This window comes from Thiomonas delicata (assembly GCF_900088825.1).
Lineage (GTDB): Bacteria > Pseudomonadota > Gammaproteobacteria > Burkholderiales > Burkholderiaceae_C > Thiomonas_A > Thiomonas_A delicata.
Genome location: NZ_LT592171.1, coordinates 589,395 through 608,885 on the forward strand (window position 1 = coordinate 589,395; position 19,491 = coordinate 608,885).

Here is a 19,491-nt window from a genome sequence, read left to right on the forward strand (position 1 = left end):
GAAAAACCCGGCCTCGGCCGGGTTGAAGGAAGTTCCCACGCGGGTTCTTCAAGGAATCAATTGGAAATTGGCGCGTGTAATCACTCAGATTTCGGAGTTCACCCCCGCTCACGCGGGGAACGGCTCTTACGGCACAACGTGTAATCGCTCAAATTTTGAGGTTCACCCCCGTTCACTTTTCCGGGAAAACTACCACCGCCGACCAGACCAACCCCTGGACGAACCGCCGCTCCACCTTTGGCCGTATCTAGCCTGCCTTCCCTGTTCCTGATCCCAGAGGCTCGGTGGTCTTCTCTTGGCCCGCTTAGCAACAGCCTCCTCTGAGGCGTGAACCGCCCCGGGTTTTGAGGAGGCTCCAACCTTTGAGAAGATGGAGCCATGAACAAGACGAACAAGTTTTCCCCCGAAGTGCGCGAGCGCGCGGTACGCATGGTGCAGGAGCACCGAGGCGAGTACCCCTCGCTGTGGGCCGCAGTCGAATCCATGGCCCCCAAGATTGGCTGCGTGCCACAGACGCTGCTGGAGTGGGTCAAGCGCGAGGAAGTCGATACAGGCCAGCGCGACGGCCTGACGAGCAGCGAGCGTGAACGCCTCAAACAACTCGAGCGCGAGAACAAGGAATTGCGCCGGGCCAATGACATCCTCAAAGCGGCGAGTGCTTTTTTCGCCCAGGCGGAGCTCGACCGCCGTTTGAAGAGTTGAAGCGATTCATCGACCAGCACCGCCCCATGCACGGGGTCGAGCCCATCTGCAAAGTGCTGCAGATGGCCCCGTCGTGTTACTGGCGCCATGCCGCGCGTCATCGCAACCCCGAGTTGCGCAGCGCCCGTGCTCAGCGCGACGATGCGCTGGCTGCCGACATCCAGCGTGTGTGGCACGCCAACTGGCAGGTGTATGGAGCTGACAAGGTTTGGTTGCAGATGAACCGCGAGGGCAACCGGGTGGCGCGCTGCACGGTCGAGCGGCTGATGAAACGCCTGGGGCTGCAGGGTGCGCGGCGGAGCAAGAAGGTGCGAACCACGGTCCCCGACACTTGCACGCCGTGTCCGCAGGACCACGTCAACCGGGTGTTCAAAGCCGAGCGACCCAACCAGCTCTGGGTGTCGGACTTCACCTATGTGAGCACCTGGCAGGGCTGGCTGTACGTGGCGTTCGTCATCGACGTGTTTGCCCGACGCATCGTGGGCTGGCGCGTGAGCACATCCATGCAGACCGATTTCGTGATGGACGCGCTGGAGCAGGCTTTGTACGCGCGTCGGCCCGCTGCCCATGCCTTGGTCCACCATTCGGACAGAGGCGTGCAATACGTCAGCGTCAAGTACACCGAACGCTTGGCGCAGGCAGGCATCCAGCCCTCCGTGGGCAGCAAAGGAGACTCCTATGACAACGCCCTGGCCGAGACCATCAACGGGCTGTATAAGGCCGAATTGATTCACCGCCGCGGACCCTGGAAAACCAGGGAAGCCGTCGAACTGGCCACCCTGCAATGGGTGCACTGGTTCAACCACACCCGACTGCTCAAACCGATTGGGGGTATCCCTCCGGCAGAAGCTGAGGCAAACTACTGGCGCCAACAAGCCAGTCAACACGCCATTCCGGCATGACTTAAACCAACTAGCCTCCACGAAACCCGGGGCGGTTCAGCGCTCATGTCCAGCCAGGCCATCCAGCCACCCAGGCCTCCAAAGATGGCGACGGGGATCGTCAGTAGACCAGAGCTGCCACCTTCAATGCAGGCATAAACGCTCAATGCGACCATGGCCGCCCCTGCAGCGATGCCGAGCCAGTGAAAAATAGAAATCTTGATCTTCATTTTCTATCCTTGATCGTTGCGAACAGGGGTTCCAGGCCCCGTAGCGCCTTCTTGGCCTCTGACGGCGAGAGTGTCTGTGATGCGTCGATGTCCTTCAGATCGCCCTCGAACAGCGTCATATGGAGCCAGTTGATGGCGATGTGCGTAGCTTTGGTTTCGCTGACCCCTAACTTCGCGGCGATCTCGCTCAGCATTTCCCTGGTGACTTGCGTCGCCGAGGCCTCGGCCGCGAAGCGCAGGAGGAGGGGTTTCCCCTTGTCTGTCTTGTCCATGATGGCTGCTTGAAAGATATCTCCTGTATATCATTCTGATATCTTTTTGCGCCCTGGTCAACCTTGACGTTGCGGCCAGCGCACGATGCCACACGGGGCTGGAAGCCGCGCCAGCTATGGGCTACAGTCCATCAATGGGCGCGACAGCCGAAGTTGCGCAGTTGCGCAATTTTTTTGAGTACCGTGATTATGAGACTTATCAAGGTACTGAAGTAACAAGGAGATGGCGATGGATGCTGCAATGCAGGCGGCAATGAAAGCCGCAGACATCTACATGGCGATTGGGTCGATCTTCATTGCGCTGGGTACGGGGTTGGGCATCTGGATGCTTGTGCAGCACCGCCGCCAAAAACACGGGAGTTGATCGGTATGGACAGCGTGGAAAGGTTGACCGATGTCTATGGGGTCGCCCTGTTTGGGATTTGGACCGTCCTACTGGCAGTCGCCTGGGGTTACATCCTGTACGACAGGCGGAGGAGCCGAAACACAACACACCGACCGCTGCGGGCGCACCACGATTGACAAAGGAGGAGAACAGCTATGAGCCTTCTGACAGGATTGGCGCTTGGCTTGATGGCCGTAGGGTCCATAGGGATGGTCTGGTATGCGGTTTCGCATCTGAAGCCGAGGGATCGTGCGAACTGTGAACGGCGTGGCAAGCATGCGCAGTAAGCACTCGTGCTCTACAGAGACCCGGCCTTGCGCCGGGTTTTTTGTGCATGGGGCACTGCCCCCCTCGCTTGGGCTGTGGTTGGATTGTGCAATCCAATTTCTGAGGTCGGACGCCAAAAAACAGTGTTGGATTGCACAATCCATTCGTAGCGTGTCGCATCCCTTACGATGACCTCGCCCAGAACACACACCAAGAAAAAATGCCATTCCTCGATTGGGTCAACAAGAACCAGGCCAAGGAAACGTCGCGCGACGTGCCTTATCACCTGCTCCACCAAGAACAGACCTATGGCGATGCCGCCGACAACCTGCTGATCCAAGGCGACAACCTGCTGGCGCTCAAGGCGCTGATTCCGTTCTATGCGGGCCAGGTGAAATGCATCTTCATCGACCCGCCGTACAACACCCAGAGCGCGTTCGAGCACTACGACGACAAGCTGGAGCACAGCCAGTGGCTGTCGATGATGTATCCGCGCCTGGTGCTGTTGCGGGAGCTGCTGGCCGAGGACGGCTCGATCTGGGTCGCTATTGACGAGCGAGAAGGGCATTACCTGAAAGTCCTCATGGACGAGGTGTTCGGACGAAAGTCGTTTATTGCGACGATCATCTGGGAGAATTTCTATGGCCGTAGCAATGCCGCCGCGATCTCCCCAGCCCATAACTACATCCTCTGCTACTCACCAAAAGGGGAGGACTGGAAACATGTACGGAACCTCTTACCTAGGTCCGAGACGAGCGCAAGCAAATATTCCAATCCAGACAACGACCCTCGGGGGCCCTGGCGCTTAGGGCCGATCTTCGCTGCTGAGGAGCGTCACGACGGTCTGATGTATACGATCACCACGCCTTCTGGACGATCTGTTGCGCCGCCGAAAGGAAGTCACTGGCGAATGTTGGAAGTTGACTTTTGGGCGATGGTTGCGGATAACCGGATCGCTTTTGGTGAGAAAGGTGACAACATCCCTGCCATCAAGCTGTTCTTGCGTGAAGTCCAAGACGGACTTGTGCCAAGGAGCATTTGGCCGCATGGAGAAGCCGGACATTCTCAAGATGCGAAACGCGAAGTGATGGCGCTATTTCCAGGGCAAACCCCATTTGGGACGCCGAAGCCAGAACTGTTGATAAGTAACATTATTCGAGTTGCCTCGTCTAACGACGACCTCGTTCTCGACTCCTTTCTCGGCTCCGGCACCACAGCCGCCGTGGCCCACAAGATGGGCCGTCGCTGGATCGGTATCGAGATGGGCGACCATGCCCGCACCCATTGCATCCCTCGCCTGCAAAAGGTCATCGACGGCGAGCAGGGCGGCATCAGCGAAGCCGTGGGCTGGAAAGGCGGCGGCGGTTTCCGCTTCTACACCCTGGGCGAGACCGCCTTCGACGCCCACGGCCACATCAACGCTGCCGTGCGCTTTGCCACGCTCGCCGCCTATGTCTGGCATCTCGAAGTGGGCGAGCCGGGCACGCAGATCTTCGATTCGCCGCTTCTGGGCATCCACAACGGCACGGCGTATTACCTGCTCTACAACGGCATTCTGGGCGACCGCAGGCCCGATGGTGGCAATGTGCTCATCCAGCCCGTTCTGCAGCACTTGCACACTCTGGCCGCGCACTCTGGCCCGAAGGTGATCTACGGCGAAAGCAGCCGCCTTGGCCCGGCGCGGCTCGCGGCAGAGGGCATCACCTTCAAGCAGATCCCCTACGACATCAAGATGCGCTGACCACTACGAAAGCGACACCGTTATGCACAAACGTCTTTCTATCGGATTGATCGGGGATCGCGACGATTCGGTCCCGGCGCATCAAGCCATTCCTCTAGCGCTGGACCAGGCGGGGAACGAGCTGAGCATTGTCACGGTGTACGAATGGGTTCCCACCGATGAGATTGTCGATGGCTCGCGTGTTTCAGGTTTTGATGGGTTGTGGTGCGTGCCGGCGAGTCCGTATCGAAATATGGCCGGAGCACTGCTGGCCATACGGCACGCCCGCGAGGCAGCGGTCCCATTTCTTGGAACTTGTGGCGGCTTTCAACATGCAGTCATTGAATATGCGCGCAACGTGCTTGGATGGGCGGATGCCGATCATGCAGAGACCGCACCGGAGGCAAAGCGAAGCGTGATCTCGTTGCTTGAATGCGCGCTGGTTGAAGCGACCGAGAAGGTGCGACTCTTTCCTGGATCACGTCTTGCCGCGATATACCGCGCGAGCGAGACAACCGAAGGGTATCGATGCCGCTATGGCCTCAACACCGAGTTTCGCTCGGCACTTCTTGGCGGACCGATGCGCGCGGCAGCCGATGATCCATCAGGAGAGGTGCGAGCCATTGAACTTGACGGGCATCCGTTTTTTGTCGCAACCCTTTTCCAGCCTGAGCGTGCCGCGCTTAGGGGGGAGTCAGTCCCCCTTGCTTCGGCGTTCCTGAAATCCTGCGCAGGTTGAGCTTGCCATGCTTGAACTCAAGACCTACCAGCAGCAGACGCTTGATGCGCTCACCGCGTTTTTGCAGCGCTGCCGTAGCCAGCCCGTGGCTTCGGCATTCGCCGCCACCCTGGCGGGGCAGGAGCGTGTCGTTCCCTACCAGCCGATTTTCGGCGACACCCCCGCCGTGTGTCTGCGCATCCCGACCGGCGGCGGCAAGACCCTGCTGGCCGCCCATTGCATCGCCGCGACATCGCGCACGCTGCTCGATACCGATGCGCCCGTGGCCCTGTGGCTCACCCCCTCCGACACCATCCGCACCCAGACCCTTGATGCCCTGGCCAATGTGCGCCACCCCTACCGCCAGGCGCTCGCCCACTATTTCGGCGACCGCGTGCAGGTGTGCGACCTCGACAGCCTGCAGACCATCAGCCCGCAGGACGTAGGCAAGGCGGCCATCGTGGTGGTGGCCACCATCCAGTCCTTCAACGTCAGCAACACCGCGCAGCGCAATGTGTATGCCTTCTTCGAGGAACTGGCCCCGCACTTCGACAACCTGCCGCCCCGCCTCACGCAGGGTCTGGAGAAAGTCACCCCTGCCGATCTGGTAAGCCAGCCCTACCTGACCGAGAAGGACATCGGGCGGGTGAAGTATTCCGTGGCGAACTGGCTGCACCTGCAGTGCCCGGTGGTGATCGTGGACGAAGCGCACAACAACCGCACCGAGCGCTTCTTCCAGACGCTCGGGCGGGTGAACCCGAGCTGCATCATCGAACTCACCGCCACGCCAGTTGCCGGCAACAACGTGCTGCACCACGTCAGCGCCCAGGAGCTCAAGGCCGAGCAGATGATCAAGCTTCCCATCGTGCTGGCCGAACATCCGCAAGGCTGGCGCGACTGTGTGGCCGACGCCATCCGAACCCGAGATCAGTTGGAGACCACGGCACAGACTGAGCCCGACTACATCCGCCCCATCGTCCTGATCCAGGCTGCTCCCAAGGGCAGCGAGGCCACGGTCGATGTAGTGCGCCAATACCTGATCGAAGAGCATCACGTCCCCGAGAACCAGATCGCCGTGGCCACCGGGGCGCAAAAAGAACTCGACGGCATCGACCTGTTCGACCGTGCCTGTCAGATTCGGTACGTCATCACCGTGGAAGCGCTCAAGGAAGGCTGGGATTGCTCCTTTGCCTATGTGCTGGCCTCGCTGCAATCGGTGAACTCGGCCAAGGACGTGGAACAGTTGCTCGGGCGCGTGCTGCGCATGCCCTATGCCCGTTCCAGGCAGCAGAAGGCCCTGAACAAGGCCTATGCCCACATCATTGCCGAGAACTTCGCCCAGGCGGCGTCCACGCTCAAAGACCGCATGGTGCAGAACATGGGCTTTGAGCGCTTCGAGGCTGCAGCAGCCTTGCTGCCGCAAACGTCGCTGGATTTGCAAGGGGGACAAGGCCGGGTTCCCCAGGCGATTCCCGACTTCACCCTCCAGGTCTCCCAAGCCCCGGACACCCAGCACTGGCCGGAACAGGTACGGCAAGCCGTGGAGATCCGCCCGACCACACAGGGGGCGACGGTCATCCTGCGGGGCGATGTCAGCGCCGACACCTTGGCGCAGACGCAGGCTTTCGTGGAGAACACCGTTCCCGCCAAAGACCGTGAGAAGGTGCGCGATCAGTTCGACGACTTCCGCGCCATGCGCCAAGCCATGCGCGCCCCGGCGCAATTGGGCGAGACCTTCATCCCCATCCCACAGCTCTGCCTGAACCTGGACGGTCACCTGGAAACCGTGGAGCGGGAGACACTGACCGGGCTGGGCGCCTGGAACCTGGCCAGTCAACCTGCGCAACTGGCCGGGTTCAACATCATCGAGACGGTGAACACTTTCCAGATCGACGTGAACGCCGCCCGCGTCGAATACCGGAAGATCGACACCGCCCAGTTGCACCTTGACGATGCGCCCAGCCATGTGTCCGAGCAGGACCTGATGGCTTGGCTGGACCGGGCGCTACGCCAGCCCGATGTGTCACAGCCACAGATGCAGGCTTATCTGGTGCGCATGGTGGGCCACCTGCTCCATGACCGGAGCATGACTCTCACGGCCCTGGTGCGGGCGCGGTTTCAGCTTGCGCAGGCCATTGAGCGCGAGATCGAGCGGCTGCGGCAGAACGCGGTGGCGCAGGGGTTTCAGCTGCGGCTGCCGGAGATGACCGTGCCGCCGGCGGAACAGGCAGCTCCGCACAGCTTCCGGTTCCAGCCCGGCCAATATCCGGCCAGGAACGTCTACCGGGGCAGCTACCAATTCGAGAAGCACTTCTACCCGGTGATCCATGATCTGCGGGAGAAGACCCCCAGCGGACGGGATTCCGAGGAGTTCCAATGCGCCAGGCTGATCGACGCGCATCCACAGGTGAAGTTCTGGGTGCGCAACATCGAGCGTCAGCCCAAGTGTTCGTTCTGGTTCCCGACCGCCACGGACTACTTCTACCCGGACTTCGTGGCCGAGCTGACCGACGGACGCATCCTGGTCGTCGAATACAAGGGCGAACCCTACGAGACCAACGATGACTCGCGCGAGAAGCGGCAAGCGGGTGAGCAGTGGGAGCGCAGCAGCGGTGGTCGCTGTCTGTTCCTGTTCGCGGTGAAGCGCGATGAACAGGGGCGGGATGTGGCGGGGCAGTTGAGGGCGAAGATCGGGTGAAGGGGGCGCAAAATGTCGAGTCTGCGGTTCGAGATGGACGGTGAGTGGGATCTGGAGGATCTCGCCATGCTGAGCACAAGCCTGAAGCTCACATACGCTTACTACTACTGGATCGCAATCTCGCCAGAGCACGTCCCGCAGGACATCAGGGCTCAGATCAGCACATATTTTTGGTCGGGCGAGTACATCGGTCCTCGATTCAACGAGCGCCTCTATGCCGCAGTCCCTCATGACTCTCGTCTGATAGTGATTTCTATCCAGTACAACTCTCCGGGCTGGATCGAGGTGCAAGGGGCCGCCGAGGCCCTGAAAATGGCTGGCGAGGCTGGACTAGCCTGGGTGATTTTCGCGGAAAGAACTCTTGATCTACTGAACAAGATCAAGAAGTTCTTCCGGGATCGCGAAATTGAACGCATACCGAAAAAGGTGTCGCTGGCCAAGATTGGTGGAGCGACAATAGACGAGGCGCGTGCCTTGTGCTTCGAGATTGGCAGCGCGCTTGCTTTTGACGACAAACGCATCGAGGGGCTGATCGAGTTAGCCGGCAGTCCGATCTCGGCGTTGCGTATGCTCGCCGCGCTCGCAAACGAGGCGCGAAGGACAGGGGATCTTGAAAAGGCCGGCAAGCTCAAACTGCCTAGGCGTTGAGAGCGAGCACATATCTATCAATCGTTTACACATAAGTGAAAAGTAACGCCTTGACGGGTATCCCTCTATGCCATCCCAAATGAAGAAGAGAACCAAGGTGGACGTCATCATGCAAGGGCAAGTCCGCTTGCAGAAGGTAGATGACACGGTATGCGCCGAACTTGGCGAGTTCATTGCGCAGGCCCGGACATGCCGAAGCCACTGATTTTGGGGCAGTTGCTGGAGATCGAGGCGAGAATCAAACAAGGTCTCCCAATTGATGAGTATGAGCGCCAGCAGCATGCCGCAGCCAAGGAGGTTTTCAAATCCGCGATAGAAGATTTCCAAGAGCGCTACGCCAGCATCGTGGAGCAATGCCGTCCGGCGCTGATCAAATTGCCTGATCTGTTCCAGCAGGTCGGGCAATGGTATAAGGCTATTTCGGATCGATTGGCTCCGGTTTTTGCCGAAATGGTTGTCGCGTTCCGCGAGATGCCCCCGGGGCTTCAATCGGCGCTATTGACGCTGGGCGAAAATGGCTGGTATCTCGATGGTGAGCTAGGGCTATCTGACCTGTGGAGCCTGGAGGAACTGTTGCTAGATGGCCAGGTTCCCCAGGTCGATTCGATCTTGACTCAGCACTATGAAGATCGCCTGAATGACATTGAGGGCCATCTCATCGCGGCTCTCCCCAATCGAGAAAAGATTTTTCGCGCGGCATTTGCGGCGCATCGTCGCGGGGAATTTGAGCTGTCAGTCCCTGTGCTGCTTGCTCAGTCGGACGGTGCATGCCTAGACCTGACGGGCTATCACCTCTTCATGAAGGATCGCGCAACTGGGAAGCCGAAAGCATCGCTCCATGTCACTGCTAGCGCCCGCGATGCGCTCTCAACGGCGATGCTTAGCCCATTGGCGAACGTTCTGCCGATCAACGCGAGCGAAGGAGACCGAAAGCGCAGGATTCAAGACCAGGGCCTGACAGACTGGCGAGAACTGAATCGACATTTGGTCTTGCATGGGGAGTCGTTCGACTATGGCACCCAAATGAATAGCCTCAAGGCGGTTTCGCTGATCAACTATCTGGTCGGGGTCCTCGCCAAAGCTGGCGACGGTTCCTCGGATGCGGTTATTTCCTGACTGATGGCCCCATCCGGTGTCGGCGGCACGTTGCGTATCAGGGTTCGCTTCTCTGTGTCACGGCAGAATTGATGTCCCTTGGATCAAGCATGGTGCTCGCGCCTGCCAAGGCCCTCAGCCAGCAACATGGTCACCAAGGTATTCAGCGAAGTTCCCTCGGCCTTGGCCCTGGCCACCAGATTGGCATGCAGGCTTCTCGGCAGACGCTGCATCAGCCTGACCGGCTCGGCGGCCTCGCCATGCTTGGTCGGCTTCGGGATGGGCTTGCCTTGATGCACGCGGGCCGACACCCACGCCGAGAATGCGTCGCGCCCATTGGCAATCGCCTCATCAATCGTTTCGCCGTCCGACATGCAGCCGGGCAGGTCGGGGAAGGTGATGACGTAACCCCCACCGTCTTCTTCGGACAGCGGCTCCACGATATGCGTGTAGGCCTCGAAAGGATAGGTCGGCTCGACGCGGGGAATTTTCAATTCGTTCATGCTCATGACTGTGACTCCTTCGCACGCTCGACCAGCGCCACGAACTGGCGCACATAGATCGGCTTGATGGGCCGGTGCGCTGGCACACAGACATCCTCATCCAGACCGGGAAACGAGAACACGTAGTGGCTGCCACCATCGTTGCGCCACGCAATGCCGAACTTTCCAGCGACCGCCTTGAGGTCGTCGATGCGCCAATCCCTGGGGTTATTGCGCATCTTGGCCAGCGTTTTTTCGTGCGTGCTCATGCGTATGTATGGTGTCGCATACGACACTACTTGTCAAGGGGGACTGAGGCCACGTTGGTGCGTTACGCACCGAAACAACCCTAGCGGAATGTCAACAATAGACTTCTTGGAGTACCAATAAAAACCAACAACAAGACATGACCCTGAAAAAGTTGCTTTTGCCGGCGGCCTTGACCGCCGTTGTTTTTCTCGGTGGCTGCGCCTCTAGCAGCATGTTCCGCCAACTCCCGCCTACGTCCCAGTTGGATGCGAAGACATTCTTGTCTTGTGGATCGAGCTGCGGCCCAGCGCTGAAGGCTGGCGAACGCCTCAAGCCAATCCAGGCGTCGTGGTTGTCTTACTGGCCTGGAATGGCGCTGGCTCTGTCGCAGGAGTACAAGCAGTCGATCTCAGATCAGCAGCATGTCGGCCCGGCGGTTGATCCCCCCACGGCCAACGCCAACTCTATGCTTAACATCTCTTCCGCTGGCCTCGCGTCCGGTGCCGGGGCGCCTGGTCTGGGCGGCGTGATGATCGGGGCGGATCTGTTGCAGCGGCTGTTTTCCTCGACGCCCATCGACTACATGAATGTTGCCCAGGCGGATTTCTTTCGCCCGTACACCGAACAGGAAGCGCATGAGCCGCTGAGTGCCATGGCCCCGATCCTGCAACAGCAGATGCAGATTCTGGCCGCCATGCACGAAGGCACGTTCTACGCACCCCTGGCGTTCAAGGGCAAGGTGTACATGGCCCGCAAGCCGCAGACCGAGCGTCCGTTCGATTTCAACATGGCCGGTGCGACGTTCAACACGTCGCCGGGTTTCTATCGGATCACGTGGGTTCACGCGCTGAACATGGCGGCCGACGAGGACAAGACCGGCGACCAGGGCAACATCGTGGTCGGCTTGAAGAGCAGCATGCACAACTTCTATGTGCGTGTTGGCGGCCTGCCCGGCAACAAGATGCTGAGCGTTAGCGACATCAGCGATCTGCAGCGCAAGCTGCCGTTCCTGAAGAACTGGTACGCCGTGTTCAACACCTACTCCGATGACAACGGCCCCGAGTGGGTGATCGTCAAGGATGGCAAGGTGCTGGACAGCATTTCGATTGCCGAGTGACGATGGGGAAGTCGGTGATGCAGCAAGCGACGATCCAAGCTATCAACTCAGGCGTATCCAGCCAGGCCCGCATCAAGCGGGATGTTTACGTGGCCCAGGTCGCGCGCAAAAGCTACAACCGAATGGCTTTCGGGATCACCTTGGCCAGCCGACATGGGGATCAGTCCGACATGTGCGAGATGATGCAGTTTGCGGCAGGGTTGCACAAGACGGGCCTGCATGAAAACGTGAAGGCTGTGTTCTATGACTGCAAAACCAGCATGTGCAATATCGAGATCAGCGAATGGCTGAGCGAGGAAGATGAAGTGACGCGAGCGATCCTTGCGGTTGCGAAGCAAACCATCGGGCAGTTCCAGTGGTTCGGAACGGTCCAGCATGCGCCTTGGTTTCCCAAGGATGAGGATGCATCGACGGGAGGTGAACGATGAGTAAAGCAGATCAAAAGGCGCTGGAAGCGGCGCTGATGGCGACTGCAGGAAAGGCGCCCAGAAAAACAAAGTGCCAGCCCGATTGCACGCAAGGAATGCAGATAGCAACATCGCCAAAAACGGTGGTTTCGATAACGCCTATCACTCAGGCAATGATCAATGTACGTAGCGTCGATGCCAAGGGCAATCGCACGAAAAAGAAGGGTAGGGCGGCGAGGATCGCCAAGGCCATCTTTCGGGTTTACCTGGCCGTTTTTGGGTGTGCAATGATGGCTGTCGCCATTTACGCGGCGGATCGCGGCGGATCGGCTGGTTTGGTGCTGGCCCCGGTCGGCGTGTTTGGCTTCATGCTTGTTGTGACCGTCACATCAAAGGGATTCTGGGGCGCTAGTGGGACTCGCGTTGAGCCGAGAAGCCTTGACAATGATGATGACTCCCTGCGTGCGGGCTTTGACATTTATAACCCCGTTGACAGGTGGATGACGGGCGTTGACCAAGACATTTAATGATTCTCGGCCAACGCACGGTGCGCCGTGGTTTGCCGAGTGCGCCGCCTCAGTCTCACGACTCACCGGTAGTCCTCTCGCGAACTCGGCATAATTGCTCCCGAGCGGGCATTCACCAATGCAAGCTAGGCCTTGCGCAAAGGCCAGTCTGCTGGTGGCCAGGTGATGGCGGATAAATCGGTTGCTGTTCGGCAAGGTGTCGCCAAGCCGGCAGCGAAGAAGCGTTAGACCAGCGGCCTGGCCGCTCATGCCGAGTCGGCGGCTCCCTTGGACGTATTGGGTGTGGCCATCTTCTGTGCAAGCTTCTCCGCCTGCAGGTGCGTGTAGCGCTTGAGCATCTGCAAGGTCTTGTGGCCGGACACGGCCGCCAGTTCCATGACGTTGAAGTCGCCGCGCTCAGCTAGCCTGGAAATCGCCTCGTGCCGCAGATCGTGGTAGGTTAATCCGATAATCTTGGCTCGTGCGCACGCTCGGCGAAAGGCTCCTTGCAGGGCCTCCTTTTTCAGAGGTATGACTCGGCCGTCAATGTTCCTGGGTAGCGTGTCGAGTACCGCAATCGCTGTCGGGGAGAGGGGTACGGCGCGAGCCTCGCCATTTTTGGTCATTGGCAGGAAGGCTACCCCCCGTTTGGTGTTGACGTTTTCCCAACGGAGCGACAGCAACTCGCCTTGACGCATCGAGGTTTCGAGCGACAGCTGCACCGCTGCGAGAAGCCATGGGTTTTTGCTCGCTGTGCAGGCATCGGTCAGGCGCAGCTCTTCGTCTCCCACAAGGCGCCGCTCACGTCCGCCGCCTGGCGCCGGTCGGCGGACGAGCTTGCAGGGATTGCCGGAGGGTAGGGCGATGCCGAACTCCTTGGATGCGACATCGAGCACCTTGCTCAGCTGGTCAATTTCTTTTCTGATGCGGGCGCCTGAGACACGCGGAGCGGATGCAGCGTCTTTGAATCGGGGGTCGGGGTCGGTGAGGCGCTTGTCGCGGTACTCGGCCACGAGCTGTGGTGTGATCGCCGCCAGCGCGTACTTGCCAAGCCGCGCTCGCACGTTGGACAGAAGCTCATCCCAGCCGTGGCTCCGGTAGTGATGCGGGGCGTACTCTTTGATGAATCGCTTCGCAACCTGGTCGAAGCTGGTCCGTTCCGCATCGCGGCGCTGAATGAAGAGGCCCCGGTCCAGCTCGGCTTCGGTTTGTCTTGCCCAGGCCTCGGCATCGCGCCTTGTTGTAAAGGTGCGACTTTGGGTAGGGAACCCCCTTTTCCTCACAAGAGCACGCCATTGCAGCTCGCCCCGCTTCTCGATCATGGCCATGCTGCAATTCTGCCAGCGCTGCACCAAAATTGCACCAAAAACCCCTTGGAATTCGATAACCTATTGTTGTAAAAGGCATTGAAAGCGGACTCGAAATCCGGTGTACGGTTCTTCCGTACCGTGGGTTCGAATCCCACCCTTTCCGCCAGTGAATCAATAACAAAGCCCGCTTCTGCGGGCTTTGTTATTTCCGGCGAGCGCGGTGTGCGTGTGCGTTTTTCTGCTTTTCCTATGGTCTCGATGGCTGCTCCGAGGGTGTCCACCTCGAGGTGCGCGTAGCGTTGCGTAGAGCGGGGGTCTTTGTGCCCAAGCACTGTTGGCGCCGATGCCGATTTGAGCCACATGCCGATGGGGGAGTGAGCCACGGCAGACGAACTGCGCGCGCCGTCAGGCTTGAATTTCGGCGCGCTCCAACCGGCTCACCGCAAACTCGACGCATGGCTCAAATTGGCATTGGCGCCAACAGTGGTCCGCCTTGTTAGGCCTTGCGTGCTGTGGGCGATGCCGCGCGCAGCGCGAGCACGGCGTTGGTGCCGCCGAAGGCGAACGAGTTCGACAGCATGGTGCGGGCCGCAACGTCCTCGCGTGCGGCGTTCGGCACATAGTCCAGGTCGCACGCCGGGTCCGGATCCTGCATGTGCATGGTCGGCAAGGCGGTGCCGTGCCGCAGGGCCAGCAGCGACAAGACGCATTCCAGTGCGCCCGCGGCACCAAGCAGGTGACCATGCATGGCTTTGGTCGCGCTGATGGGAATGTGCGGGGCACGGGCGCCGAACACCGCTTTGATCGCAGCCGTCTCCACCGCGTCGTTGGCCTGTGTGCCTGTGCCGTGCGCGTTGATCATGTCGATGTCCTGCGGGTCGAGCGCGGCGGATTGCAGCGCGCCACGCATCGCTGCCGCCTGGCCCGCGACGCTCGGACGGGTGAGGTGGCCGGCATCGGTGCTGAGCCCGTAGCCTAGAATTTCGCCGTGAATCGCAGCCCCCCGGGCGATGGCCTGTTCCCAGGGCTCCAGGACCAGCATGGCCGCGCCCTCGCCGAGGACCATGCCACTGCGGTTTTGCGAGAACGGCTTGCACGATGCCGAGGGTTCGACCGGGTCGATGCTGGCCAGTGTGCGCAGCGCCTCCCAGGCCTTCAGGGAGCCGAAGGCCAGCGGGGCTTCCGCGCCACCGGCCAGGGCCAAATCCAAGCTGCCACAGGAGATGCGCAACCAGGCCTCGCCGATCGCCACGGCCGACGAAGCGCAAGCGGTCGAGTAAGTCAGGTTGGGGCCGAGCAAGCCGTACTCCAGGCCGATCCATCCTGCGGGCGCATTGGGCATGCCCAGCAGCACGGTGTAGGGTTTGATGCGATCGGACGCCTCGCCGTAAAGCGTCTGGTAGCCCGCGTCGTTGCTCAGGCAACCGCCCATGCCCGTGCCGACGAAAACACCGGCCCGGTTGCGGTCGCAGACGTCGAGTCCGCCGCCTGCGGCATCGACAGCCTGGCGCGCGGCCACCAGGGCGAATTGGCTGACGCGGTCGAGCATGCGCAGCTTGGGCGGATCGAAATGCTGCGCGCCGTCGAACCCCGGTACCGTGGCGGCAAGCGGTGCGATCAACCGATGGGCAAACGGCGCTTCAAGGCGGTGAACGCCGGAGCGCCCAGCATGGGCGTTGCGGTCAATCTCGGCCACACCCTTGCCCAGCGGGCAAAGCACGCCAATGCCAGTGACTGCAACCCGTCTCATGTGCACAACCCGTTCAGTAACTGCCAGCATCCACGCTCCGCGTGACGGGCGTGCGTTCGTGGGCGGGTGAGGGTGGCGGTCATCTCACTGGCTGCGCCTCAGGTTCGGCGGGCGTCGCCTGGGGCTGGCCACCCCGTTGTTCTGCAAGCAGCGTGTCGATGTAGCGCACCACATCGCCGAGCGAGAGCAGCGGCACCGGCTCGGGCGGGAAGGTGACACTAAACACATCCTCCGCGCTGAAAAAAAGTTCGGTGGCGCCGAGCGAATCCAGGCCCAGACTTTCCAGCGTGGCATCCGGGGTGAGCAATTGCGGGTCGAGTTTGTAATCCTTCACCAGAATGACGCACAGGCGCTTGAAGGTCGTTGTCATGGCAGTTTCTCGCGTGGGTTGAACGTGGCTTTGTCTCGGCTGGAAGAGGGTGCCAGCGCCGTCGGTTTGGCGATGCCCCGGGTTTTGCCGCTCCAACTGGCGCCTTGCGTCAGCAGGCCGGGCCATGCCCGCGCAAGGGTGATGAGTGGTGCCGACGCCGTCGGCCGCATGGCCGCGTGGGCAAAGGCCGCAGCCAGCCACAGCCGCGGCGCGAACTGGCGCCGCCAGGCCGTGGCATAGCGCAGGGCCATGGCACGTTGCCAGGCCTCGCTGCGGATGCTGGTGTGTGGCATGGCCGTGGTCGTCGTGGAAAACGCAGTGCAGGCGTTCGCGGTATCGTCGGTTTGCGGCCCCAGCAGATGGGTGCACAGCAGCCACGCCGATTGCAGGGCCATGCTGATCCCTTCGCCCACGATCGGGTGAGCCTCGCCGGCGGCATTGCCGATGCGGAACATGGCGTCACCAGCGCCGAGTCGGATACCGGGGGCGAGCGGCCCGGCGGCCAGCCACGGCCCATCGGGCTGCGCCGGGCCCAGCACCTCGCGCACGCCAGCGCAGGTGCGCATCAGCCAGGCTTCGACAGCGTCTCCCGCACGCAGCCCCGGTTCGTCGCGTCGGCAGGCGGCGAGCCGGTCGCGGCGCACGCAGCAGGCCACAGTGGTGATGCCGCCGTCGGCCAGCACCATACCGCCGTAGCCGCCGTCGAGCGCGAGCACCGAGAGCAGGCTCTCGGCCTGTGCGGCGTGATGGAAGTTGGCCTTGAAGGCGAACAGATCGGCGTCGCAGCGCTGGCGCTGTGGCCGGCCCTGAGCAAACGCGCGGCTGTCCGACTGGGGATCATCAACCTCGCAGGGACGGTCTCGGGAGCGTTCCCAAGGCAGCACCTCCCAGGAGCCCTGCGCGGCAATCGCCACCGGCGCACGCAGCGTCAGCAGGGTGTTGGTTTCCACCTCGCGCATCTCCAGGGCCCAGTCGCCCCTGCCGCCGCGTACCGCCTGCACCGACCAGGGTTGCAGCACCTGCGCGCCAGCCGCGCGGGCCTGTTCGAGCAGCAGCGTGTCGAGGGTTTCACGCCCGAGCGCACGGCCCCAGCGCTGGCCTTTCTGCGCCGCGCCCGGCAGTTTCGCCAGCACCTGTTGTTGCTCACGCAGCAGCGCGATCTGGCGCAGATCGGGGCCGGCCGCGGCATGGAAGGCGGACCCGATGCCGAGATGGTCGAGTAGGGGCAGATTGCTCGCGGCGAGGCATTCGCCGCAAACCTTGCGGCGCGGAAAACGCTGTCTCTCGACCAGCGCGACCGACCACCCGGCGCGCGCCAGCAGGATGGCGGCGGCCGAGCCTGCTGGCCCGGCACCGATGATGATGGCGTCGAGAGGCGCTTGCATCAGCTCGTCCTGGAGCGCTCGGCGAGCAGGCGGTGGCTGAACAGGCCGGCGGAATGTTCTTGCAAGTTCCAACTCCCGTTCCCTGTCGGCCACAGCGACGTGAGTTCGCCGTCTCGGAAGCCGGCGTGCACGCTCAGGACCGCGTCCTGGCGCGTGACGGCATTGGCGCCGATGGTCCCGATGAGATGGCTGCCCGCGAGCGCAAACCTGGCGCGGCGCGGTTCGCAGGCGAAGAAGTGGTCGCTGCGCGCCGCGATGGCACGCAACAGCGTGGCAAGTTGCCGCTCCTCGAAATGGTGCAGGAACAGGTTGGCGATGATGACGTCCCAGTGTTCGGGGCGGCCGCTGATCGGTAAGGACGCCGTCGGCCCGGCGACCCAGTCCAGGACATCAACGGTCCGGCTCGTCGCGTTCCAACCGGCCTGGGCATATTGCTTGATGATTGCGGGGGTGATCAGCGCCTGGCGGTCCAGCAGCGTGAGTTCGACGCGTGGCCAGGTCGGTGCCAGGGCGCGGGCCACGCCCAGCATCAGGCTGCCATCGCCGGCGCCGAGTTCGAGCACGCGCAAGGGCGTGGCCGCGCCGCGCGGCATGGACCAGCCGCGCAAGGCGCGCAGCACGATGGAACGTGTTCCCATGAAGCGGTGCACCCGCTGCAGATCGCGGCGCGAGCGCATGGCGACGGGGTCGTCCTCGACCAAGCCGTCGAGGGCCTCAGCACGAACGGTGCGCGGCAGAGGCGTCATGGTTAGGCCAGCAATCGTTGAGTCTCATGTCGAGGCTGGGCATGAGCACGGCATGAGCCGAGGGCTTCATGCCGTCACCTCCAGCAGCGCGCCGTGGCAACTGAAGCCGGCGCCAAAGGATGAAAGCCACCACCAACCCGGCGGCGCCGCGTCCGCCAGCGCCGCTTCCAGCACGAAGTAGACGAAGGCGCTGGACAAATTGCCGTACTGGCGCAGCATCGACGCGCTGTAGCGCAGGTTCTCGGCCGCCAAGCCGAATTCGCGTTCCAGGGCGAGCAGCACGTCGCGCCCACCGGCATGCATGATCCAGGTGCCGATGTCACCCATGCCCAGCCCGGCGCGCGCCAGCACGGTGTCGAGCACGCGGCGCGCATGCTCGGCGGCCAGGGACGGCACGGCGCGCGTCAGGATGTTGCGCAGCATGCCGTCGCGGCTCTCGAACATCAGTGCCTTGCGCTCGGTCGGGTCGATCAGCGACATGCTGTCTGTCCAGGCGATGCGCGGCCCGGCGGCATTCGGCGTGTTCGACAGCACCACCGCGCCGGCACCGTCGCCGAACAAGCAGGCACTGATCAGGACTCCGGGATCGTTGTCGAGAAACATCGCCGCACTGCAGATTTCGACGCAAACCGAGAGCACATGCTCGGCTGCTCCCGATGCGAGCAAGGCGCGGCCAAGTTGCATATTGGGCAGCGCCGCGGCACAGCCCTGGCCCACGAGGTCGAAGGCCTGCACATCGGCGCGCAGCCCCATGCGCTCCACGACGTAGCCCGACAGCCCCGGACAGAGGTGGCCGGTGCAGGTGCTGACGACGACCGCGCCGATGTCGCTCGGCTCCAGGCCGGCCTTGGCCAGTGCGCGCTGCGCCGCCAGCGTCGCCAGCACCGGAGCGTTGGCGAGAAAGCGTTGGGCTAGGGTGTTCGGGTCGATGGTGAAGACGTCGCCCAGCGTATCGACCGCAAGCTGGCGCGCCTCCATGCCGTTGTCGCGCTGCAGGACGGTGCGAGCAAGGTAGTGCGAGCGCGCGTCCAGCCGCGCGAACCAGTCGGATTGCTGGAACGCGTCGAGGCACTCGGCCTTGGTGTAGCGCGCGGGTGGCGTAGCGGTACCGATTCCACGAAAGTACATGGGTGCTGGGTGCATTGGGGCCGAAAACTGCGGCAGTAAAAGAGTGAGCGGAAGGCGTTGGCGGGAGAACTCAAGCCAAGCGTCCCGCCACGCGGGCACCACAGCGTGTGGACTTGTCCGGACGCAATGTACGGACGCAGCTTGCATGTGGTCTGTGCGCGAGCGAACGCAGGTCAGGCGCGGATCAAGGGCAGGAACAGGTGAACGACACGTGGGCTTCGAGCAAGCTGCAACATCGGGTTGGTCCATCTGCGGCCAGGCATGCGAGCCTTTGGTTGCCTTGCGCGCAGACGACCAGGGCTCAAGCCAAGTAACGCTGCAAGCATTCCCGCCTGTCAGCATGTAACTGGCGCTCGAAAGACGGATTGAACGCCAGATGCGTGGACCAGGACGGTCGCCGGTCCTTGAACCGGGGCCAGATTCGA

The 19,491-nt window shown here is 61.9% G+C and carries 21 protein-coding genes and 1 other annotated feature; of the genes, 10 read left to right on the top strand and 11 right to left on the bottom strand.

The window, feature by feature from the left end:
• Positions 1-378: 378 nt before the first annotated feature.
• Positions 379-1,604, top strand: a protein-coding gene (locus tag THIARS_RS12295; protein WP_094159366.1) for an IS3 family transposase whose coding sequence is annotated in 2 segments (ribosomal slippage) — positions 379-658 and positions 658-1,604 — 1,227 coding nt in all. Because the reading frame shifts where the segments join, the coding sequence is not laid out codon by codon here.
• Positions 657-773: a sequence feature (AL1L pseudoknot), on the top strand. Its footprint overlaps the gene before it by 117 nt.
• Here the strand turns inward: THIARS_RS12295 and THIARS_RS18290 are convergent.
• The gene (locus tag THIARS_RS18290) at positions 1,583-1,813 is read right to left on the bottom strand and encodes a hypothetical protein (RefSeq protein ID WP_141202403.1); all 231 of its coding nucleotides are present in this window, start codon (positions 1,811-1,813) and stop codon (positions 1,583-1,585) included. The two genes, THIARS_RS12295 and THIARS_RS18290, sit on opposite strands and share 22 nt — an antisense overlap.
• The gene (locus THIARS_RS12300; protein WP_094161193.1) at positions 1,810-2,085 is read right to left on the bottom strand and encodes a hypothetical protein; all 276 of its coding nucleotides are present in this window, start codon (positions 2,083-2,085) and stop codon (positions 1,810-1,812) included. The genes THIARS_RS18290 and THIARS_RS12300 overlap by 4 nt, the downstream gene beginning before the upstream one ends.
• 229 nt (positions 2,086-2,314) lie before the next feature.
• On the opposite strand from THIARS_RS12300, the gene THIARS_RS19120 reads away from it, so the two are divergent.
• From THIARS_RS19120 to THIARS_RS12325, 6 genes are all read left to right on the top strand, one after another.
• Entirely contained in the window at positions 2,315-2,449 is a 135-nt protein-coding gene (locus THIARS_RS19120; RefSeq protein WP_281254208.1) for a hypothetical protein, read from the top strand.
• A gap of 508 nt (positions 2,450-2,957) precedes the next feature.
• Positions 2,958-4,478, top strand: a complete 1,521-nt coding sequence (locus THIARS_RS12305) for a site-specific DNA-methyltransferase (protein WP_094161194.1) — start codon at positions 2,958-2,960, stop codon at positions 4,476-4,478.
• Between the two features lie 22 nt (positions 4,479-4,500).
• A complete protein-coding gene (locus THIARS_RS12310; RefSeq protein WP_094161195.1) occupies positions 4,501-5,196 on the top strand; it encodes a CTP synthase C-terminal region-related (seleno)protein in 696 nt (231 codons plus the stop codon).
• A gap of 7 nt (positions 5,197-5,203) precedes the next feature.
• Positions 5,204-7,873, top strand: a complete 2,670-nt coding sequence (locus tag THIARS_RS12315) for a DEAD/DEAH box helicase (protein WP_094161196.1) — start codon at positions 5,204-5,206, stop codon at positions 7,871-7,873.
• A gap of 66 nt (positions 7,874-7,939) precedes the next feature.
• On the top strand, positions 7,940-8,521 hold the full coding sequence (locus THIARS_RS12320) for a hypothetical protein (RefSeq protein WP_141202404.1): 582 nt from the start codon (positions 7,940-7,942) through the stop codon (positions 8,519-8,521).
• Between the two features lie 189 nt (positions 8,522-8,710).
• Positions 8,711-9,637, top strand: coding sequence for a hypothetical protein (locus THIARS_RS12325; protein ID WP_094161198.1), 927 nt, complete (start codon positions 8,711-8,713; stop codon positions 9,635-9,637).
• 83 nt (positions 9,638-9,720) lie between these two features.
• Here the strand turns inward: THIARS_RS12325 and THIARS_RS12330 are convergent, their stop codons facing one another.
• A complete protein-coding gene (locus THIARS_RS12330) occupies positions 9,721-10,125 on the bottom strand; it encodes a type II toxin-antitoxin system HicB family antitoxin (protein WP_094161199.1) in 405 nt (134 codons plus the stop codon).
• Positions 10,122-10,367 carry a hypothetical protein gene (locus THIARS_RS12335; RefSeq protein ID WP_094161200.1) on the bottom strand — a complete coding sequence of 82 codons (246 nt, stop codon included), beginning with the start codon at positions 10,365-10,367 and terminating at the stop codon, positions 10,122-10,124. The genes THIARS_RS12330 and THIARS_RS12335 overlap by 4 nt, the downstream gene beginning before the upstream one ends.
• Before the next feature lie 137 nt (positions 10,368-10,504).
• Between THIARS_RS12335 and THIARS_RS12340 the strand changes: the two genes are divergently transcribed.
• The 3 genes from THIARS_RS12340 to THIARS_RS12350 are packed head-to-tail and all read left to right on the top strand — an operon-like array spanning position 10,505 to position 12,398.
• The gene (locus tag THIARS_RS12340) at positions 10,505-11,464 is read left to right on the top strand and encodes a hypothetical protein (protein WP_141202405.1); all 960 of its coding nucleotides are present in this window, start codon (positions 10,505-10,507) and stop codon (positions 11,462-11,464) included.
• A gap of 17 nt (positions 11,465-11,481) precedes the next feature.
• Positions 11,482-11,892, top strand: coding sequence for a hypothetical protein (locus tag THIARS_RS12345; protein WP_141202406.1), 411 nt, complete (start codon positions 11,482-11,484; stop codon positions 11,890-11,892).
• Positions 11,889-12,398: a hypothetical protein gene (locus THIARS_RS12350; protein ID WP_141202407.1), complete on the top strand. Its 510-nt coding sequence runs from the start codon at positions 11,889-11,891 to the stop codon at positions 12,396-12,398. The genes THIARS_RS12345 and THIARS_RS12350 overlap by 4 nt, the downstream gene beginning before the upstream one ends.
• Before the next feature lie 245 nt (positions 12,399-12,643).
• Here the strand turns inward: THIARS_RS12350 and THIARS_RS12355 are convergent, their stop codons facing one another.
• The 7 genes from THIARS_RS12355 to THIARS_RS12380 all read right to left on the bottom strand — a co-directional run bounded on the left by THIARS_RS12355 (position 12,644) and on the right by THIARS_RS12380 (position 19,066).
• Complete coding sequence (locus THIARS_RS12355) at positions 12,644-13,705, bottom strand: integrase (protein WP_094161204.1); 1,062 nt, start codon at positions 13,703-13,705, stop codon at positions 12,644-12,646.
• The gene (locus THIARS_RS18295) at positions 13,696-13,968 is read right to left on the bottom strand and encodes a hypothetical protein (protein ID WP_222423073.1); all 273 of its coding nucleotides are present in this window, start codon (positions 13,966-13,968) and stop codon (positions 13,696-13,698) included. Before THIARS_RS18295 ends, THIARS_RS12355 begins: the two co-directional genes overlap by 10 nt.
• 215 nt (positions 13,969-14,183) lie before the next feature.
• Complete coding sequence (locus THIARS_RS12360) at positions 14,184-15,437, bottom strand: beta-ketoacyl-[acyl-carrier-protein] synthase family protein (protein WP_094161205.1); 1,254 nt, start codon at positions 15,435-15,437, stop codon at positions 14,184-14,186.
• 79 nt (positions 15,438-15,516) lie between these two features.
• The gene (locus THIARS_RS12365; RefSeq protein ID WP_186436675.1) at positions 15,517-15,807 is read right to left on the bottom strand and encodes an acyl carrier protein; all 291 of its coding nucleotides are present in this window, start codon (positions 15,805-15,807) and stop codon (positions 15,517-15,519) included.
• Positions 15,804-17,192 (bottom strand): NAD(P)/FAD-dependent oxidoreductase, encoded by a 1,389-nt coding sequence (locus THIARS_RS12370; RefSeq protein ID WP_094161207.1) that lies wholly within the window; start codon positions 17,190-17,192, stop codon positions 15,804-15,806. The genes THIARS_RS12365 and THIARS_RS12370 overlap by 4 nt, the downstream gene beginning before the upstream one ends.
• Positions 17,192-17,938, bottom strand: coding sequence for a class I SAM-dependent methyltransferase (locus tag THIARS_RS12375; protein WP_094161208.1), 747 nt, complete (start codon positions 17,936-17,938; stop codon positions 17,192-17,194). The genes THIARS_RS12370 and THIARS_RS12375 overlap by 1 nt, the downstream gene beginning before the upstream one ends.
• A gap of 66 nt (positions 17,939-18,004) precedes the next feature.
• Positions 18,005-19,066 (bottom strand): type III polyketide synthase, encoded by a 1,062-nt coding sequence (locus tag THIARS_RS12380; RefSeq protein ID WP_094161209.1) that lies wholly within the window; start codon positions 19,064-19,066, stop codon positions 18,005-18,007.
• Between the last annotated feature and the right edge of the window lie 425 nt (positions 19,067-19,491).

Bases quoted from the DNA above. Each gene is read 5' to 3' on its own strand.
- THIARS_RS18290 (WP_141202403.1), bottom strand. From the start codon at position 1,813: ATGAAGATCAAGATTTCTATTTTTCACTGGCTCGGCATCGCTGCAGGG.
- THIARS_RS12300 (WP_094161193.1), bottom strand. From the start codon at position 2,085: ATGGACAAGACAGACAAGGGGAAACCCCTCCTCCTGCGCTTCGCGGCC.
- THIARS_RS19120 (WP_281254208.1), top strand. From the start codon at position 2,315: ATGGATGCTGCAATGCAGGCGGCAATGAAAGCCGCAGACATCTACATG.
- THIARS_RS12305 (WP_094161194.1), top strand. From the start codon at position 2,958: ATGCCATTCCTCGATTGGGTCAACAAGAACCAGGCCAAGGAAACGTCG.
- THIARS_RS12310 (WP_094161195.1), top strand. From the start codon at position 4,501: ATGCACAAACGTCTTTCTATCGGATTGATCGGGGATCGCGACGATTCG.
- THIARS_RS12315 (WP_094161196.1), top strand. From the start codon at position 5,204: ATGCTTGAACTCAAGACCTACCAGCAGCAGACGCTTGATGCGCTCACC.
- THIARS_RS12320 (WP_141202404.1), top strand. From the start codon at position 7,940: ATGCTGAGCACAAGCCTGAAGCTCACATACGCTTACTACTACTGGATC.
- THIARS_RS12325 (WP_094161198.1), top strand. From the start codon at position 8,711: ATGCCGAAGCCACTGATTTTGGGGCAGTTGCTGGAGATCGAGGCGAGA.
- THIARS_RS12330 (WP_094161199.1), bottom strand. From the start codon at position 10,125: ATGAGCATGAACGAATTGAAAATTCCCCGCGTCGAGCCGACCTATCCT.
- THIARS_RS12335 (WP_094161200.1), bottom strand. From the start codon at position 10,367: ATGAGCACGCACGAAAAAACGCTGGCCAAGATGCGCAATAACCCCAGG.
- THIARS_RS12340 (WP_141202405.1), top strand. From the start codon at position 10,505: ATGACCCTGAAAAAGTTGCTTTTGCCGGCGGCCTTGACCGCCGTTGTT.
- THIARS_RS12345 (WP_141202406.1), top strand. From the start codon at position 11,482: ATGCAGCAAGCGACGATCCAAGCTATCAACTCAGGCGTATCCAGCCAG.
- THIARS_RS12350 (WP_141202407.1), top strand. From the start codon at position 11,889: ATGAGTAAAGCAGATCAAAAGGCGCTGGAAGCGGCGCTGATGGCGACT.
- THIARS_RS12355 (WP_094161204.1), bottom strand. From the start codon at position 13,705: ATGGCCATGATCGAGAAGCGGGGCGAGCTGCAATGGCGTGCTCTTGTG.
- THIARS_RS12360 (WP_094161205.1), bottom strand. From the start codon at position 15,437: ATGAGACGGGTTGCAGTCACTGGCATTGGCGTGCTTTGCCCGCTGGGC.
- THIARS_RS12365 (WP_186436675.1), bottom strand. From the start codon at position 15,807: ATGACAACGACCTTCAAGCGCCTGTGCGTCATTCTGGTGAAGGATTAC.
- THIARS_RS12370 (WP_094161207.1), bottom strand. From the start codon at position 17,192: ATGCAAGCGCCTCTCGACGCCATCATCATCGGTGCCGGGCCAGCAGGC.
- THIARS_RS12375 (WP_094161208.1), bottom strand. From the start codon at position 17,938: ATGACGCCTCTGCCGCGCACCGTTCGTGCTGAGGCCCTCGACGGCTTG.
- THIARS_RS12380 (WP_094161209.1), bottom strand. From the start codon at position 19,066: ATGTACTTTCGTGGAATCGGTACCGCTACGCCACCCGCGCGCTACACC.